The sequence below is a fragment of the Salmonella sp. 741265050_HSA genome, assembly GCF_046569445.1.
Classification (GTDB): Bacteria; Pseudomonadota; Gammaproteobacteria; order Enterobacterales; family Enterobacteriaceae; genus Salmonella; species Salmonella enterica.
On sequence record NZ_JBKFSV010000003.1, the window covers coordinates 519673 to 536526 of the forward strand.

Below are 16854 nucleotides of genomic sequence, written 5' to 3' on the forward strand. Positions count from 1 at the left end.
GCAAAATCGGCGGGAGAAAGCCCTTGCGCCAGACAGGCCACTCACCAACAATCGCGATGTCAGCAAGGGGCTGAAACGGGAAAGCCCCTCCCGAGGAAGGGGCTTTAATAAGGAAAGGGTTATGATGCACCAGGTCATCATACTGATTGTTCTGTTACTGATAAGTTTCGCAGCTTACTAACAGCCAATCAGAGGGGGGAGAGATCCCCTCTCACCCTTATTCCTTTACTTTAGGTCGAAAAAAAAGCAGCGTCAACCGCGAGATACGCGTCGAAACAAAATGTCCGACGCGCCTTCAAAATCAGCGCCCGCAGCGTCTGTAACGCCTGATGACGCGGTTTTACTTCTCGCTCTCGGTCTGGATCTTTTTGATGATATTGGTCGTGGAACAACCATCTTCGAAGTTCAGCACCATGACTTCGCCGCCGTTGGCCCAGACCTCTTCGCTGCCCGCGATCTCTTCCGGCTTATAGTCGCCGCCTTTTACCAGCAGATCCGGCAGAATACCGGCAATCAGTCGTTGCGGCGTATCCTCTTCAAAAGAGACAACCCAGTCGACTGACTCCAGCGCGCCCAGCACGATCATACGCTGTTCGAGCGGATTAACCGGACGGCTTTCGCCTTTCAGACGTTTAGTCGAGGCGTCACTATTGACCGCAACAATCAGGCGGTCGCCCAATTTGCGCGCGTTCGCCAGATAAGAGACGTGGCCCGCGTGCAGAATATCGAAAACGCCGTTGGTCATGACCACTTTCTCGCCACGCTTACGCGCGCTGGCGACGGCCTGTCTCAACTCCTCTTCGGTCATGACGCCGAAGCCGGTATCCGCGCGTCCGCGCACTGCGTTTTCCAGCTCAATAGGGGAAACCGTTGACGTCCCGAGTTTACCTACCACTACGCCCGCCGCCGCATTGGCGAAATAACACGCCTCTTCCAGGGTATTTCCCGCCGCCAGCGTCGCCGCCAGCACGCCGATCACCGTATCGCCCGCACCGGTAACATCATAAACTTCCTGCGCCTGCGTCGGCATATGTAGCGGCGCTTTATTCGGTTGCAGCAGCGTCATTCCCTGTTCGGAACGCGTGACCAACAGCGCGGAAAGGTCGTAATCGGCAATGAGCTTCATACCACGTTCAACCAGTTCGTCTTCGCTTTTACATTTCCCCGCAACCGCCTCGAATTCAGAAAGGTTTGGCGTCAGCAGCGTGGCGCCGCGGTAACGTTCAAAATCCGTTCCTTTCGGATCGATGAGCACCGGCACGCCCGCCTGGCGCGCCAGGGAAACCATAGTCTGCACGCTGGTCAGAGCGCCTTTGGCATAATCGGACAATACCAGCGCGCCGATCGATCCCAGCGCCTGGTTGATACGCTCATGCAACGGCTGCGGGTCCACGCCCTCAAAGCCTTCTTCAAAATCAAGACGAATGAGCTGCTGATTACGTGATAGTACGCGCAGTTTGGTAATCGTCGGATGCGTCGGCACAGAAACGAAGTCGCACTTCACATTGACCTCCGCCAGCGTTTTGCTCAGCGCGCGCGCGGCGTCATCAATACCCGTCAGGCCGACCAGACGGGCGTTCGCTCCCAGAGACGCAATGTTCATCGCCACGTTCGCCGCGCCGCCCGGACGTTCCTCAACGGTATTTACCTTAACCACGGGCACCGGCGCTTCCGGTGAAATACGGCAAGTGGGGCCATACCAATAGCGATCCAGCATTACATCACCCACAACCATGACGCCTGCACGTTCAAACGCTGGCAGATTTACTTTCATTCCTGTCTCCTGAGAGATTCAAAATTTGCGCGCGATAATAGCATAATTCAAACGGCTACCAGCCACTTCCGCCAGCTTGCCTGCACCAGCGCGCGCTCTTTGCTAAAACATGTCTGCGCCACATGACCGGGAAGCTCCTGCAACGCCAGGTGGTGCAGTTCATCACGCAGTGTGGTGTAGGCTACCGTCAGCGCCTGCGCTTCGTGTTCATCCATAATGCCGTTTTGCGCCAGAAGCTCCAGGATGCGCACGTTATCAGACCAGCGCGTTAATTTAGGTTTTTCATGAGCGTAGCGCAGTACCAGATATTGCGCGATAAACTCAATATCCGTAATACCGCCTTCATCAGCTTTAATATCAAAACGATCACGATGCTTATTGCCGAGATGCGCCCGCATTTTCTCGCGCATTTCACGCACTTCAGTCTGCAATGTCTTGCCGTCGCGCGCCGTCGTCATGATAGTGCGGCGCACCGTATCAAACTGTGAGGTAAGCTGCGGGTCGCCATATACCACGCGAGCGCGTACCAATGCCTGATGTTCCCAGGTCCAGGCTTCATGCTGCTGATAATCGGCAAACGCGTCCGCTGAAGTCACCAGCATTCCCGCCGCGCCAGAGGGGCGTAGACGCGCATCCACCTCATACAAAATGCCGGAGGAAGTGCGCGTACTGAACAGATGCATAATGCGCTGCGCCAGGCGCAGATAAAACTGCCGCCCGTCGATTTCGCGTTCGCCGTTGGTCATGACGTCCATCGGACAGTCATGCAGGAAGATGAGATCCAGATCGGAACTGTAGCCCAGCTCCCATCCGCCCAACTTGCCATAACCGACGACCGCAAACCCCCGCCCCTGGCGTTCGTCCAGATGTGCTGGCTGACCATAACGCGCAACCATTTGCGTCCACGCCTGCTGCACCACAGCATCAATCATCGCCTCCGCCAGCCATGTGAGGTGATCGCTCACTTTCATCACCGGCAGCGTACCGGCAATATCCGCCGCCGCAATCCGCAAAAGCTGTGCCTGTTTAAACTGGCGTAATGCCTCCAGTTGTTGTTCTTCGTCTTCTTCCGGCACGCGCAGTAAATATTGACGTAATTCGTCGCGGTAAGCGTCGGTAGCCGTCGGCTGATAAAGCGTGCCGGGGTCGAGCAGTTCATCAAGCAACAACGGATAACGCGCCAGTTGGCTCGCTATCATTGGCGAAGCGGCGCAGAGCATAATCAGGTGTTTCAGCGCGCCGGGAAATTCGCTCAGCAGCTCCAGATAGGTGGTGCGAGTGACAATCCCCGCCAGCAACGGCGTTATCCGCGATAGCGTAACAGCGGCGTCTTCGCGAGAGCAGACATCAGCAAGCAGGTGCGGCATCAGTTGGTCCAGCACTTGCCGCCCGCGCGGGCCGATAGGGCGTTTATCCAGTTCCTTACGGAAGTCAGCGATGAGGGTCAGAACTTGTCGCCGATCCTCATCGGCTAAATGCGCCAGCACTGGCGTCGAATCATCCTCCTGTAGCGCATCCTGCCATACTTCACGCCACGGCTCTGAACGTTCTTCCTCCTGCGGGGTATCGGCTTCATCATCGCCAATTAATTCGTTGAATACGCGGCGTACATTAGCCATATGATCCGTCAGTTCGCCAACAAGCTGCGGCCAGTTCTCCGCCTTCATTCCCCAGGCCAGCCGCGCCCGATTCAGATCGTCGGCAGGCAACGTTTGCGTCTGTTCGTCATTGATGCTTTGCAGCAGATTCTCCAGACGACGTAGAAAAAGATAGGCCACGCGCAGTTGCGCCACGTCATTCTCAGGCAGCAAATGCAGCGCAGCGATAGCATCCAGCGTCGGCAGTAACGAACGCGACTGTAGCGACGGCTCGCGTCCGCCGCGGATGAGCTGGAATACCTGCACGATAAACTCAATTTCCCGAATACCGCCCGCGCCAAGTTTAATGTTGTCCTTCAAACCGCGGCGTCGCACTTCGCGGGCGATCATCCCTTTCATATTACGTAGCGACTGGATGACGCTGAAATCGATATAGCGGCGGAAAACGAAAGGCCGCAGCATGGCGCGTAATTCACGAGACCAGGCGTCGTCGTTATCGCCCATTAGCCGCGCTTTCACCATGGCGTAGCGTTCCCAGTCGCGTCCTTGCTCCTGATAGTAATCCTCCAGCGCGGCAAAACTCAGTACCAGCGGGCCGCTGTCGCCAAACGGTCGCAGGCGCATGTCCACCCGATAGACAAAACCATCCATTGTGGGCTGATCCAGCGCTTTGATCAGCCGCTGCCCGAGACGCGTAAAAAACTGGGCGTTATCGAGTTCACGACGCCCGCCCCGGGTCTCGCCATGTTCCGGCCAGGCGAAAATCAGATCGATATCAGACGAAAAATTCAGTTCGCCGCCGCCCAGCTTGCCCATGCCTAAAATCAACAGCGGCTGCGGAACGCCCTGCGGGTTACAGGGGGTTCCCCATTCGCGGCAACAGGCGGCATACAGCCAGTCGCGCGCCCCCACAATGAGCGTCTCCGCCAGATGGCTCAACTGTTGTAAAATAGTCTCATCGTCCACCAGCGACAGCGTCTGCGCCCAGGCGATGCGTACCATGATGCGACGACGAAAAAACCTCAGTTCACGCATCAGCGAGGCGTCGTCACAGACACCTGCCAACGCCTCCTGTAACCAGCCAGCATAATGTCGCCATTCATCAGCCTGCGGCGATGCGGATTCCAGTTCGGCAAGCCACTCCGGATGCGCTATCACGCTATCCAGCGCAAAATCGCTAAATGTAAGTACTGACTTCGCCTGCACGCTAAGCGATGTCTCAGTAAATCCTTCTGGTAGGCGCTCAACAACGGTCTGCCAGTACTGCGATAAGGGTGAAGAGAGCGGCGTCATTTAGGGGATATCCTTTAAATAATGCCGGATGGCGGCATTTCGCCTGACCCGGCCTACAAGTCCGCATACCGTAAGCCTGATAAGCGCAGCGTCATCAGGCGCTTTCTACGGTTCTGATTATCGTTTTCCGCTGTGCAACCAGAACGGCTGCTGGTTAATGGCCTCATTACGGAAATGTTCAATTTCAATACGTTGTCCGGTAATAATGGCGTGACGCAATCCCTGCCAGTTCTCCAGCCATGCCTGCGCGACCATCGCATCATAATACCCGGCCAGCAGTAAAACGCTGTCAATATCGCGAGTCAAACGCGGCAACTGGTCGCGATACTTATCACCCAGCGGTTGTCCAAAAACTTTTTTTAATTCAGCAGCATGACGAGAAAGATGAATGTCGGCGAAACGCTTAAAAGAATCGGCCATTTTGGCCTGCGCCTTCGCGTCCAGAAATGGCTGCCAGGCTTTCGTCACCAGCCATTCCGTCAATGCCAGTTTCGCCATCGCCGTTTGCGTACTATAAACGGCTGTGACGGCGGACACCGCGGATGTCATCGTCGCTTCCGCCTGGGTAAGTAGATCACGTAAGTGAGTGCTCGCTTTACGCGGAACAATGCCACCAAAAAGCATTAAGGCATGGCGCACTAATCCCATAGCATCCAGCACGTGTTCTTTCGCCGACTCGTCGCCGCGCAGCCAGAGCTCTTCATGGTACTGCCACTGTGACAACGCCAGATCCAGCGAGGCCTCCAGCCCTTGCTCTACCGTGGCTTTCGCGGCAGTCCGCAGAATTGCCGTTGGTGTATTCTCTCGCGGCGCATTCCCCTGCGCCAGGTGATAACCTCGCGCCGCCTTACTCAGACTGCCCTGACGCAAACCGGTTTGCGACAGCAGTTGCTTCGCCAGTTTTAACACGGCGCGCGTATCGCCGCGAAGCAACTCAAGCTCCAGCTCACAAATCGGTTCGGCAAACTCGCCCGCTTTTACGTCGCCGAGATCGAGCGCAATTTCAATCCTGCTGCCGTCAACGTCCAGACACCATTTTTCCCGGTAAAAATCGGTACTGAACAGCGGCTGTACGCTTGATGCCAGGCCGGCGGGCAGGTTGCCATCCGGCCAGACCTCCGCCGGAAGTTGCGTCAGATCCAGCACGGGTTCGCTTAGCGCAACATTGTATTCGGGTCGCTGGTGCAGCCCGCCCGTTACCCGGCCGGCAATTTTCATGGTCATTTCATAGCGCCCATTTTCACCACGAATACGCAGCCCCATATCATGGCGGCGTAGCCAGTTATCAGGCGTTTCGAAGTAGATATTCAGCAACTGGCTGGGCGCATGATGCTCGCCGCTGAGCGTATGAAGATGATTTCGCAGCGCATCTACGGCGTCGTGCTTGACGATAAACTTTAATTCGATTTCCTGAGCCATGGCCTTGTACTTATGGGTTATGTCACATCTGGGAAGATTCTTGGCGAACTTACCCGCATTATTTTTGTCAGTAGATAGTATTTTGCGCCAAATTGCCATGCAACGAGCAATTTGACGGGCGTAAAAGTTTGACGTAGCGGCAAAGGCGACACAGATGATTCCGATTGATGTCGACTACTTTGCGTAGCGACACTGATGCCGTTACTATCGTTCCACTTTCTCTGACAATAACGACAGCCTGATGCCAAAATTACGCCTGATTGGACTAACTTTACTTGCGCTTAGCGCCACCGCCGTCTCTCATGCTGAAGAGACGCGTTACGTTTCTGATGAACTGAATACCTGGGTCCGCAGTGGTCCGGGAGATAATTATCGCCTTGTGGGTACCGTCAACGCCGGCGAGGAAGTCACGCTCTTACAGAGCGATGCCAACTATGGTCAAATCAAAGACAGTTCTGGTCGTACTGCCTGGATACCGTTAAAAGAACTGAATACTACGCCAAGCCTGCGTACCCGCGTACCGGATCTGGAAAATCAGGTCAAAACGTTGACCGATAAACTCAACAATATTGATACCACGTGGAATCAGCGCACCGCCGATATGCAGCAGAAAGTGGCGCAAAGCGACAGCGTCATCAACGGGCTAAAAGAAGAGAACCAGAAGCTGAAAAACGAGCTGATTGTCGCGCAGAAAAAAGTTAGCGCCGCGAATCTGCAACTGGATGACAAGCAGCGCACCATTATTATGCAGTGGTTTATGTATGGCGGCGGCGTATTGGGTATTGGCTTGCTGTTAGGGCTGGTGCTGCCGCATATGATCCCAAGTCGTAAACGCAAAGACCGCTGGATGAACTAAATCGCCTTCTCTGCGGCACTGTCTTATCATTAGAGGATGCTCGTTTTTAAAAGGAAAGTGGCGTGAAGATTTATCTGGTCGGTGGTGCGGTTCGGGATGCGTTGTTAGGGCTACCGGTTAAAGATAAAGATTGGGTCGTTGTCGGCGCCACGCCGCAGGAGATGCTTGATGCGGGCTACCAGCAGGTAGGCCGTGATTTTCCTGTGTTTCTCCATCCGCAAACTCACGAAGAATACGCGCTGGCGCGTACTGAGCGTAAATCCGGTTCCGGCTACACGGGCTTCACCTGTTATGCCGCGCCGGACGTTACCCTGGAAGCCGATCTCCAGCGTCGCGATCTGACCATTAATGCTCTGGCGCGCGACGATGACGGCCAGATTATCGACCCTTACCACGGGCGCCGGGATCTGGAGGCACGTCTACTGCGCCATGTCTCTCCCGCGTTTGGCGAAGATCCCTTGCGCGTATTGCGCGTGGCGCGTTTTGCCGCCCGTTACGCTCATCTTAGTTTCCGTATCGCCGATGAAACACTGGCGCTAATGCGCGAAATGACCGCGGCAGGCGAGCTGGAACATCTGACGCCGGAACGGGTATGGAAAGAGACGGAAAATGCGCTTACCACCCGCAATCCGCAGGTTTACTTCCAGGTATTGCGCGACTGCGGCGCCCTGCGCGTCCTGTTTCCGGAAATCGACGCCCTGTTTGGCGTACCCGCGCCGGCAAAGTGGCATCCGGAAATTGATACCGGAGTTCATACGTTGATGACGCTGTCGATGGCCGCCATGCTCAGTCCGCAGCTTGATGTCCGTTTCGCCACGCTTTGTCATGATCTGGGCAAAGGCTTAACGCCGAAAAACCTCTGGCCGCGCCATCATGGCCACGGCCCGGCGGGCGTGAAACTGGTCGAACAGTTATGCCAGCGTTTGCGCGTCCCCAATGACCTGCGTGATTTAGCTAAACTGGTCGCCGAATACCACGATCTGATCCACACCTTTCCGATACTCCAGCCGAAAACGATCGTTAAGCTGTTTGACGCCATTGATGCATGGCGTAAACCGCAGCGCGTCGAGCAGATTGCGCTGACCAGCGAGGCCGATGTCCGTGGACGTACCGGATTTGAAGCGTCGGATTACCCGCAGGGGCGCTGGCTGCGCGAAGCCTGGCAGGTGGCCCAAGCGGTACCGACGAAAGAGGTGGTGGAGGCCGGATTTAAGGGCATTGAGATTCGCGAGGAGCTGACCAAGCGACGAATTGCAGCGGTCGCCAGCTGGAAAGAGAAGCGCTGCCCGAACCCCGCCAGCTAAACGCCATCCGGCACGATAAATTGCCTGATGGCGCTGCGCTTATCAGACCGACAAAACAGTTAGGCCGGACAAGGCGGTACTCCGCCATCCGGCACGGTCAATCATCAGAAGAAGACAACGTAAACGGCAGCCGCCACCACAAAGCGGTAAATCGCAAACGGAATAAACGAGATACGCTTAATCAGTTGCAGGAAGGTCTTGATGGCGATCAGCGCCACCACAAACGCCGTCACAAAGCCCACTGCGAACATCGGAATATCCGCTGCGGTCAGGAATGACCAACTTTTGTAGAGATCCAGAACCGTTGCGCCCATCATCATCGGCACAGCCAGTAAGAACGAGAACTCAGAGGCGGCGTAACGGCTGACGCCCATCAGCATCCCACCGGAAATGGTCGCTCCGGAACGCGAGAAGCCCGGCCACAGCGCCAGACACTGGAAACAACCAATCATAAACGCCTGACGATACGTCATATCATCCAGCCCCGGCGCGCGCGGTTCTTTCGGCTTCAGGCACTCGGCGGCAATCAGCAACAGACCGCCTACCACCAGCGCGTACATCACGTTAATCGGGTTAAATAGCGACTTGATCGTGTCATGAAAGACTAACCCCAGCACCACCGCCGGAATCATGCCCAGCAGGATGTGAATCAACGTTAATCGACCTTTACTTTCACCTTCACGCTGTAGCGGGCGGCCAAAGTGAATACCGATGAGACCAAACAACCGCCGCCAGAACATCACCACGACCGCCAGAATAGATCCAAGTTGAATCACCACTTCGAATGTCTTGGCCGTATCGCCTTCAAACCCCAGCAGATGACCCACAATAATCATATGGCCCGTGCTGGATACCGGCAAAAACTCCGTCAATCCTTCGACCACACCCAAAATTGCCGCTATCAGCAGCGAGTGCATATCGCTCATCAATAAACCCCTAAAATGAAAAACACTGCAAAAATGGATCTCGCGTTAAGACCCCATATATAACCGTTTGGTTTAAAAAATATAAAATTATTTATTTTTATTTCAGATTATTGCCACGCTCAATAATTACCCCTACGTTCGCCGCGCGCGCGACGGCGCCAGGCTTGCTCAGTTTGATGCGAACCCACGGAGAATTAAATCGGCTAAGCAGTAGATCCGCCACCTCTTCCGCCACACGCTCGACCAGAGCAAAACGCCCGCCTTCAACATGATTTATCACCGTGTCGGCGATATCCGCGTAACTTAGACAATCTGCGACATCATCGCTTTTCGCCGACTTGCGGTTATCCCATGCCATTTCGATATCGAACACCAGTTTTTGCTCGATAGTCTGTTCCCAGTCGTAAACACCGATAGTGGTGATTACCGAAAGTTGCTCTATAAATACAATATCCATCACGACCTGCCTGCTTTTTGGCTAACCCGGATACCACTTCCGGCGAAATGTGCGTATTATCCACAGAAATAGTAAATAAAACGACACTTTCAATACGGAACAGCTTATGAGTGCAATCGCGCCTGGAATGATCCTCTTCGCGTACCTCTGCGGCTCAATTTCCAGTGCCATTCTGGTTTGCCGCATCGCCGGGCTGCCCGATCCGCGTGAAAGCGGCTCCGGCAACCCGGGCGCGACGAACGTATTACGAATCGGTGGCAAGGGAGCGGCTGTCGCGGTACTTATTTTTGACATCCTTAAAGGCATGTTGCCCGTCTGGGGCGCGTATGCGTTAGGCGTTACCCCTTTCTGGCTGGGGCTTATCGCTATCGCCGCCTGTCTGGGGCATATCTGGCCGGTCTTTTTTGGCTTTAAAGGTGGGAAAGGCGTAGCAACCGCGTTTGGCGCCATTGCGCCCATCGGCTGGGATTTAACCGGCGTCATGGCAGGCACCTGGCTGCTGACGGTCCTGTTAAGCGGTTATTCATCGTTAGGGGCGATTGTCAGCGCCTTGATTGCGCCGTTTTACGTCTGGTGGTTTAAACCGCAGTTCACCTTCCCGGTGTCGATGCTGTCATGTCTCATTTTGCTGCGCCATCATGACAACATCCAGCGTCTGTGGCGTCGCCAGGAGACGAAAATCTGGACGAAGCTGAAAAAGAAACGCCAGAAAGATTCGGAGTAGTTTTTTTGCGCTATGCCGTGCCTGCGCATCGCCGGATAAATAGCTCGGTGATAGGCGTACATATCGAATCCGCCGCGCGTCACCCTTCCACCATTGGCGTGGTTAGGCGCGATTTTCGGCCTGCTCTTCCTGGTGCTGCTGATCGTCACCGGGCTGTTGTGGATGCCCGTCGTTTTGCTGTAAACCCGTTGGGGCGGCATGATGTCGCCCCCGTTTTCCGCTTTTACGCCGCCGGCAGCTCGGCCAGCGGCCAGCGCGGACGTACCGTTACGCCAAGATCCGCCGTAACGCCCGCCTTAAACCGCACCATTCCGGCATAGGCGATCATCGCCCCGTTGTCAGTACAAAACTCCGGGCGCGCATAGAACACTTCGCCGCGGCGTTTTTGCATCATTTCGGCAAGCTTCGCGCGCAGCGTGCGGTTAGCGCTGACGCCGCCCGCCATGACCAGACGCTTAAAACCGGTGCTTTCCAGCGCGCGCTTGCACTTGATCATCAGCGTATCCACGACCGCATCTTCAAAAGCGCGCGCGATATCAGCGCGAGTTTGTTCGTCGTCGCCATTACTACGAATGGTGTTAGCGGCAAAGGTTTTCAGACCGGAAAAACTAAAATCCAGCCCCGGACGATCGGTCATCGGGCGCGGAAAGACAAAACGCCCCGCCGTCCCCTGCGACGCCATTTTCGACAGCATCGGGCCGCCAGGATAATCCAGCCCCAACAATTTGGCAGTTTTATCAAACGCTTCACCGGCGGCATCGTCAATCGACTCTCCCAGCAGTTCGTACTGACCGATTCCGGTCACGCTAATGAGCTGCGTATGTCCGCCGGAAACCAGTAGCGCCACAAACGGGAAGTCCGGAGGGTTATCCTCCAACATCGGCGCCAGCAGATGACCTTCCATATGGTGTACAGGAATGGCCGGCACATTCCAGGCAAATGCCAGCGAACGCCCGACGGTTGCGCCGACCAGCAGCGCGCCGACCAGGCCCGGGCCTGCGGTATAGGCCACCGCGTCGATATCGCTCGCCGTCAGACCGGCTTCTTTTAATGCCGCCTGAATCAGCGGCACGGTTTTACGCACATGATCGCGGGAAGCCAGTTCAGGCACTACGCCGCCGTAGTCAGCATGTAATTTCACCTGACTATACAATTGGTTGGCTAACAGACCTTTTTTGTCGTCGTAAATAGCGATGCCGGTTTCATCGCAGGATGTTTCAATACCCAGTACACGCATGACTTGTTTTACCTCGCTCTAATACCGCGCAGTGTAGGTCGAATGCGGGTGGATGTATACCCTCAGTCCCGACTTCGTGTATACTCCCTCACCTTATAAAAGTCCCTTTCAAAAAAGGCCGCGGTGCTTTACAAAGCAGCAGCAATTGCAGTAAAATTCCGCACCATTTTGAAATAAGCTGGCGTTGATGCCAGCGGCAAACCGAATTAATCAAAGGTGAGAGGCACATGCCGGTAATTAAAGTACGTGAAAACGAGCCGTTCGACGTAGCTCTGCGTCGCTTCAAGCGTTCCTGCGAAAAAGCAGGTGTTCTGGCGGAAGTTCGTCGTCGTGAGTTCTATGAAAAACCGACGACCGAACGTAAGCGCGCTAAAGCTTCTGCAGTGAAACGTCACGCGAAGAAACTGGCTCGCGAAAACGCACGCCGTACTCGTCTGTACTAATCTTTTGAGAGCGGGCTGCTCTCAATTCAGATCGAGTTGTAGTTGTAAGGCCGTGCTTCCGAAAGGAATGCGCGGCTTGTTTTCGTTTATGCATTAGCATATACACAAAATCATTCATGCTGCGTCCAGGCGGCAAGAGAGTAAATCCCCGGCGCTTACGCAAGTCAGCGACAGGGGTGAGCGAACGTAGTCAACACTGCGGCAGCCTGAAGAATGACGTGTATAAAAGGGGCATATGGCTGGACGAATCCCACGCGTATTCATTAATGACCTGCTGGCGAGAACCGATATCGTCGATCTGATCGACGTGCGCGTAAAACTCAAGAAACAGGGCAAGAACTATCACGCGTGTTGTCCATTCCATAATGAGAAAACCCCGTCTTTCACCGTAAACGGTGAAAAACAGTTTTATCACTGCTTTGGATGCGGCGCGCATGGCAATGCGATCGACTTTTTGATGAATTACGACAAGCTCGAATTTGTCGAAACCGTCGAAGAATTAGCGGCCATGCATAACCTGGAAATTCCCTATGAAGCAGGCACCGGGCTTAGCCAGATAGAGCGCCATCAACGGCAAAACCTCTATCAGTTGATGAATGGTCTGAATGACTTTTATCAGCAGTCGCTTACCCATCCTGCGGCAAAACCTGCGCGTGACTATCTGCAAAAGCGCGGTCTGAGCGCTGAAATTATTCAGCGTTTCGCCATTGGCTTCGCGCCGCCTGGTTGGGATAACGCGTTAAAGCGCTTCGGTAATAACAGCGATAACAAGGCATTGTTGCTGGATGCCGGAATGCTGGTCAATAACGAGCAGGGCAGCACTTACGATCGTTTCCGTAATCGGGTCATGTTCCCTATTCGGGACAAACGCGGCAGGGTGATTGGTTTTGGCGGCCGAGTTCTGGGGAACGACACGCCGAAATACCTTAACTCTCCGGAAACGGACATTTTCCATAAAGGCCGCCAGCTATATGGTCTTTATGAGGCTCAGCAATATAGTGCTGAACCGCAACGCTTGCTTGTGGTCGAAGGTTATATGGATGTCGTCGCACTAGCGCAATACGACATTAACTATGCGGTCGCCTCGCTGGGTACCTCAACCACGGCAGACCATATGCATATGTTATTCCGGGCGACGAACAACGTGATTTGCTGTTACGACGGCGACCGGGCTGGCCGTGATGCCGCCTGGAGAGCGCTGGAAACAGCAATGCCTTATATGACCGACGGTCGGCAGGTACGCTTTATGTTTTTACCTGACGGCGAAGACCCGGATACGCTGGTGCGTAAAGAAGGCAAGGCGGCTTTTGAAGCGCGGATGGAGCAGGCGCAGCCGCTCTCTACGTTTCTGTTTAATAGCCTCCTGCCGCAGGTGGATTTAAGCTCGCCGGATGGCAGCACGCAGTTAGCCGCGCTGGCGCTGCCGCTCATTAATCAGGTGCCTGGCGACGCGCACCGTATTCAGCTGCGCCAGACGTTGGGGCTGAAGTTAGGCATTTTCGATGATAGTCAGCTTGATCGTTTAGTGCCAAAACAGGCGGAAAGCGGCGTTTCCCGCCCGGCTCCGCAGCTAAAACGCACGACCATGCGTATACTGATAGGATTACTGGTGCAAAATCCGGATCTCGCGCCGTTAGTGCCGCCCTTAGACGCGCTGGATCAGAATAAGCTGCCTGGACTTGGCTTATTTAAAGAATTGGTCAAAACTTGTTTGGCTCAGCCAGGTCTTACTACCGGACAACTTCTGGAACTCTACCGTGGCACAAATGATGCTGCGACCCTTGAAAAATTATCGATGTGGGACGATATAGCAGATAAGGCGATTGCCGAAAAGACCTTTACCGACTCACTCAACCATATGTTTGATTCGCTGCTGCAACTGCGACAAGAAGAGCTGATCGCTCGCGATCGCACTCACGGTTTAAGCAGCGAAGAACGCCGAGAGCTCTGGACGTTAAACCAGGAGCTGGCCAGAAAATGAATTTAACGGCTTAAATGCCGCATATCGATCGGGAAGCCCCCGACAGCCGCAGTGAGAGGCAGCGGCCAAAATATAAGTATGCCCTCGCTTTAAATGTCGACAGCTATACCGTCGACACCAATCAAACGAATAAGTGTGGATACCGTCTTATGGAGCAAAACCCGCAGTCACAGCTGAAACTTCTTGTCACCCGTGGTAAGGAGCAAGGCTATCTGACCTATGCTGAGGTCAATGACCATCTGCCGGAAGATATCGTCGATTCAGATCAAATTGAAGATATCATCCAAATGATCAACGACATGGGTATTCAGGTAATGGAAGAAGCGCCTGATGCCGATGATCTGCTGCTGGCTGAAAATACCACCAGCACCGATGAAGATGCGGAAGAAGCTGCTGCACAAGTTCTGTCCAGTGTTGAGTCTGAAATCGGTCGTACGACTGACCCGGTACGCATGTATATGCGTGAAATGGGCACTGTTGAACTGTTGACCCGGGAAGGCGAAATCGACATCGCTAAACGTATCGAAGACGGGATCAACCAGGTTCAATGCTCCGTTGCCGAATACCCGGAAGCCATTACCTATCTGCTGGAACAGTACGATCGCGTTGAGGCTGAAGAGGCTCGTTTGTCCGATCTTATCACCGGCTTTGTCGATCCGAACGCGGAAGAAGAGATGGCGCCGACCGCAACTCACGTCGGTTCTGAACTCTCCCAGGAAGACCTGGATGATGACGAAGACGAAGATGAAGAAGACGGCGACGATGACGCCGCCGATGACGACAACAGCATTGACCCTGAACTGGCACGCGAAAAATTCGCTGAGCTGCGCGCGCAATACGTCGTTACGCGCGACACCATCAAAGCGAAAGGCCGCAGCCATGCTGCCGCGCAGGAAGAGATTCTGAAGCTGTCTGAAGTGTTCAAACAGTTCCGTCTGGTACCGAAGCAATTCGACTATCTGGTCAACAGTATGCGCGTGATGATGGATCGCGTGCGTACTCAGGAACGTCTGATCATGAAGCTCTGCGTCGAGCAGTGCAAAATGCCGAAGAAGAACTTTATCACGCTGTTTACCGGTAACGAAACCAGCGAAACCTGGTTCAACGCCGCTATCGCGATGAACAAACCGTGGTCGGAAAAACTGCACGATGTCGCGGAAGAAGTGCAACGCTGTCTGCAAAAACTGCGGCAGATTGAAGAAGAGACCGGTCTGACCATCGAACAGGTGAAAGACATCAACCGTCGCATGTCCATCGGGGAAGCGAAAGCCCGCCGTGCGAAGAAAGAGATGGTTGAAGCGAACTTACGTCTGGTTATTTCTATCGCTAAGAAATACACCAACCGTGGCTTGCAGTTCCTTGACCTGATTCAGGAAGGCAACATCGGTCTGATGAAAGCGGTAGATAAGTTCGAATACCGTCGTGGTTACAAGTTCTCCACCTACGCAACCTGGTGGATCCGTCAGGCGATCACCCGTTCTATCGCCGATCAGGCGCGCACCATCCGTATTCCGGTGCATATGATTGAGACCATCAACAAGCTCAACCGTATTTCTCGCCAGATGCTGCAAGAGATGGGCCGCGAGCCAACGCCGGAAGAGCTGGCTGAACGGATGCTGATGCCGGAAGATAAAATTCGTAAGGTGCTGAAGATTGCCAAAGAGCCAATCTCCATGGAAACGCCGATCGGCGACGATGAAGATTCGCATCTGGGTGATTTCATCGAGGATACCACCCTCGAGCTGCCGCTGGACTCTGCCACTACCGAGAGCCTGCGTGCCGCCACTCACGACGTTTTGGCTGGCCTGACCGCTCGTGAAGCGAAAGTGCTGCGTATGCGTTTCGGTATCGATATGAACACCGACCACACGCTGGAAGAAGTGGGTAAACAGTTCGATGTTACCCGCGAACGTATCCGTCAGATCGAAGCGAAGGCGCTGCGTAAACTGCGCCACCCGAGCCGTTCTGAAGTGCTGCGCAGTTTCCTCGACGATTAATTCGCCGTACACGTATAAACGCCGCCGCAAGGCGGCGTTTTTTTATCAGGTCATGCGCAAGCGCCCTATTTGGCCTGCAGAATCTCTACACAGCGCGAGTATTCGCGCCCTCATTCCCCATTGCTATAGCCCACGCATAATGAGCGCTTGATCCAGTTCGCGATAGGCCTCGACCAGTTTTTCCGTTTTAATTCGGTTTAAGCCGCTGGGATTCGGCAACACCCACACCATCGTCGCGCCAATGGCGATCTTTTGTTTACCCCAGGCGATACCGCGCTGGCTGAATCCCTGTTCAAAAGCCTGTTTACCAAGCACCGCCAGCGCCGCGGGCTGGTAGTCCTCTATCTTTTCAATCAGGTTGCGTCCGCCGCTACGTAATTCATGCAACTTCACCTCAGTCGCTTGTACCGTCGGTCGGTCGACTAATTTCGTTACCCCGCAGCGAAAATCCAGTAATTTTTCCGCCTCCTCCGGTTTCAACTGTCGATCGGTGAAACCGGCCAAATGAATAACTTTCCAAAAACGATTCGCGGGATGCGCAAACGGAAAGCCGGTATTCGCCGAGGAGAGTCCCGGATTGATGCCGCAAAAAACCACCCGTAGCCCTGGCGCCAGTATGTCCTTAACCATTATTACTCCTGAGCAATACAACGTTCTTTAAGTATAACGGGTTGAAAACACATTGTTTATAAAAACAGCACCCGCACGGTTACGGCTGGATTACAGCGTAAAGTTACATTATAATCCACCGCCACGGCCCCTTAGCTCAGTGGTTAGAGCAGGCGACTCATAATCGCTTGGTCGCTGGTTCAAGTCCAGCTGGGGCCACCAAATTTTAGCTTTAA

Annotated in this window: 14 protein-coding genes, 1 tRNA gene and 1 pseudogene; 9 read left to right on the forward strand and 7 right to left on the reverse strand. The window is 54.3% G+C overall.

What is annotated here, in order from left to right; translation table 11 throughout:
* Positions 1-121 precede the first annotated feature (121 nt).
* Positions 122-181 carry a type I toxin-antitoxin system Ibs family toxin gene (locus ACLD4F_RS10805; RefSeq protein WP_001804776.1) on the forward strand — a complete coding sequence of 20 codons (60 nt, stop codon included), beginning with the start codon at positions 122-124 and terminating at the stop codon, positions 179-181.
* 159 nt (positions 182-340) lie between these two features.
* On the opposite strand, the gene hldE is transcribed toward ACLD4F_RS10805, so the two are convergent.
* The 3 genes from hldE to ACLD4F_RS10820 form a co-directional block, all read right to left on the reverse strand.
* Positions 341-1774: a bifunctional D-glycero-beta-D-manno-heptose-7-phosphate kinase/D-glycero-beta-D-manno-heptose 1-phosphate adenylyltransferase HldE gene (hldE, locus tag ACLD4F_RS10810; RefSeq protein ID WP_079943896.1), complete on the reverse strand. Its 1434-nt coding sequence runs from the start codon at positions 1772-1774 to the stop codon at positions 341-343.
* Between the two features lie 47 nt (positions 1775-1821).
* On the reverse strand, positions 1822-4665 hold the full coding sequence (gene glnE / locus ACLD4F_RS10815; RefSeq protein WP_000188307.1) for a bifunctional [glutamate--ammonia ligase]-adenylyl-L-tyrosine phosphorylase/[glutamate--ammonia-ligase] adenylyltransferase: 2844 nt from the start codon (positions 4663-4665) through the stop codon (positions 1822-1824).
* Between the two features lie 117 nt (positions 4666-4782).
* The gene (locus ACLD4F_RS10820; protein WP_079943895.1) at positions 4783-6084 is read right to left on the reverse strand and encodes an inorganic triphosphatase; all 1302 of its coding nucleotides are present in this window, start codon (positions 6082-6084) and stop codon (positions 4783-4785) included.
* Positions 6085-6325: 241 nt separating this feature from the next.
* Between ACLD4F_RS10820 and ACLD4F_RS10825 the strand changes: the two genes are divergently transcribed.
* Together ACLD4F_RS10825 and ACLD4F_RS10830 are read left to right on the forward strand one after the other, a co-directional pair.
* The gene (locus ACLD4F_RS10825) at positions 6326-6940 is read left to right on the forward strand and encodes a TIGR04211 family SH3 domain-containing protein (RefSeq protein ID WP_001125344.1); all 615 of its coding nucleotides are present in this window, start codon (positions 6326-6328) and stop codon (positions 6938-6940) included.
* Positions 6941-7002: 62 nt separating this feature from the next.
* Positions 7003-8244: a multifunctional CCA addition/repair protein gene (locus tag ACLD4F_RS10830; protein ID WP_000708449.1), complete on the forward strand. Its 1242-nt coding sequence runs from the start codon at positions 7003-7005 to the stop codon at positions 8242-8244.
* A 104-nt stretch (positions 8245-8348) separates the two neighbouring features.
* On the opposite strand, the gene bacA is transcribed toward ACLD4F_RS10830, so the two are convergent.
* Together bacA and folB are read right to left on the reverse strand one after the other, a co-directional pair.
* Complete coding sequence (gene bacA / locus ACLD4F_RS10835; protein ID WP_001281933.1) at positions 8349-9170, reverse strand: undecaprenyl-diphosphate phosphatase; 822 nt, start codon at positions 9168-9170, stop codon at positions 8349-8351.
* Between the two features lie 97 nt (positions 9171-9267).
* Positions 9268-9627 (reverse strand): bifunctional dihydroneopterin aldolase/7,8-dihydroneopterin epimerase, encoded by a 360-nt coding sequence (gene folB, locus ACLD4F_RS10840; RefSeq protein WP_000355776.1) that lies wholly within the window; start codon positions 9625-9627, stop codon positions 9268-9270.
* Positions 9628-9733: 106 nt separating this feature from the next.
* On the opposite strand from folB, the gene plsY reads away from it, so the two are divergent.
* Both plsY and ACLD4F_RS10850 read left to right on the forward strand, forming a co-directional pair.
* Positions 9734-10351 carry a glycerol-3-phosphate 1-O-acyltransferase PlsY gene (gene plsY, locus ACLD4F_RS10845; RefSeq protein ID WP_001272785.1) on the forward strand — a complete coding sequence of 206 codons (618 nt, stop codon included), beginning with the start codon at positions 9734-9736 and terminating at the stop codon, positions 10349-10351.
* Between the two features lie 38 nt (positions 10352-10389).
* Positions 10390-10452, forward strand: a pseudogene (locus ACLD4F_RS10850) (hypothetical protein); the annotation flags it as partial.
* A gap of 122 nt (positions 10453-10574) precedes the next feature.
* On the opposite strand, the gene tsaD reads toward ACLD4F_RS10850, so the two are convergent.
* Positions 10575-11588 carry a tRNA (adenosine(37)-N6)-threonylcarbamoyltransferase complex transferase subunit TsaD gene (gene tsaD / locus ACLD4F_RS10855; protein WP_001264389.1) on the reverse strand — a complete coding sequence of 338 codons (1014 nt, stop codon included), beginning with the start codon at positions 11586-11588 and terminating at the stop codon, positions 10575-10577.
* Positions 11589-11815: 227 nt separating this feature from the next.
* Here tsaD and rpsU point away from each other — a divergent pair, with 227 nt between their 5' ends.
* From rpsU to rpoD, 3 genes are all read left to right on the forward strand, one after another.
* Positions 11816-12031, forward strand: a complete 216-nt coding sequence (rpsU, locus tag ACLD4F_RS10860) for a 30S ribosomal protein S21 (RefSeq protein ID WP_001144069.1) — start codon at positions 11816-11818, stop codon at positions 12029-12031.
* Positions 12032-12266: 235 nt separating this feature from the next.
* Entirely contained in the window at positions 12267-14012 is a 1746-nt protein-coding gene (gene dnaG, locus ACLD4F_RS10865) for a DNA primase (RefSeq protein WP_000918865.1), read from the forward strand.
* 14 nt (positions 14013-14026) lie between these two features.
* Positions 14027-16009, forward strand: coding sequence for an RNA polymerase sigma factor RpoD (gene rpoD, locus ACLD4F_RS10870; protein ID WP_001120159.1), 1983 nt, complete (start codon positions 14027-14029; stop codon positions 16007-16009).
* A gap of 123 nt (positions 16010-16132) precedes the next feature.
* Here the strand turns inward: rpoD and mug are convergent, their stop codons facing one another.
* Positions 16133-16639 (reverse strand): G/U mismatch-specific DNA glycosylase, encoded by a 507-nt coding sequence (gene mug, locus ACLD4F_RS10875; protein WP_000237776.1) that lies wholly within the window; start codon positions 16637-16639, stop codon positions 16133-16135.
* 125 nt (positions 16640-16764) lie between these two features.
* Here mug and ACLD4F_RS10880 point away from each other — a divergent pair.
* A tRNA-Ile gene (locus tag ACLD4F_RS10880) sits at positions 16765-16840 on the forward strand.
* Positions 16841-16854 lie beyond the last annotated feature (14 nt).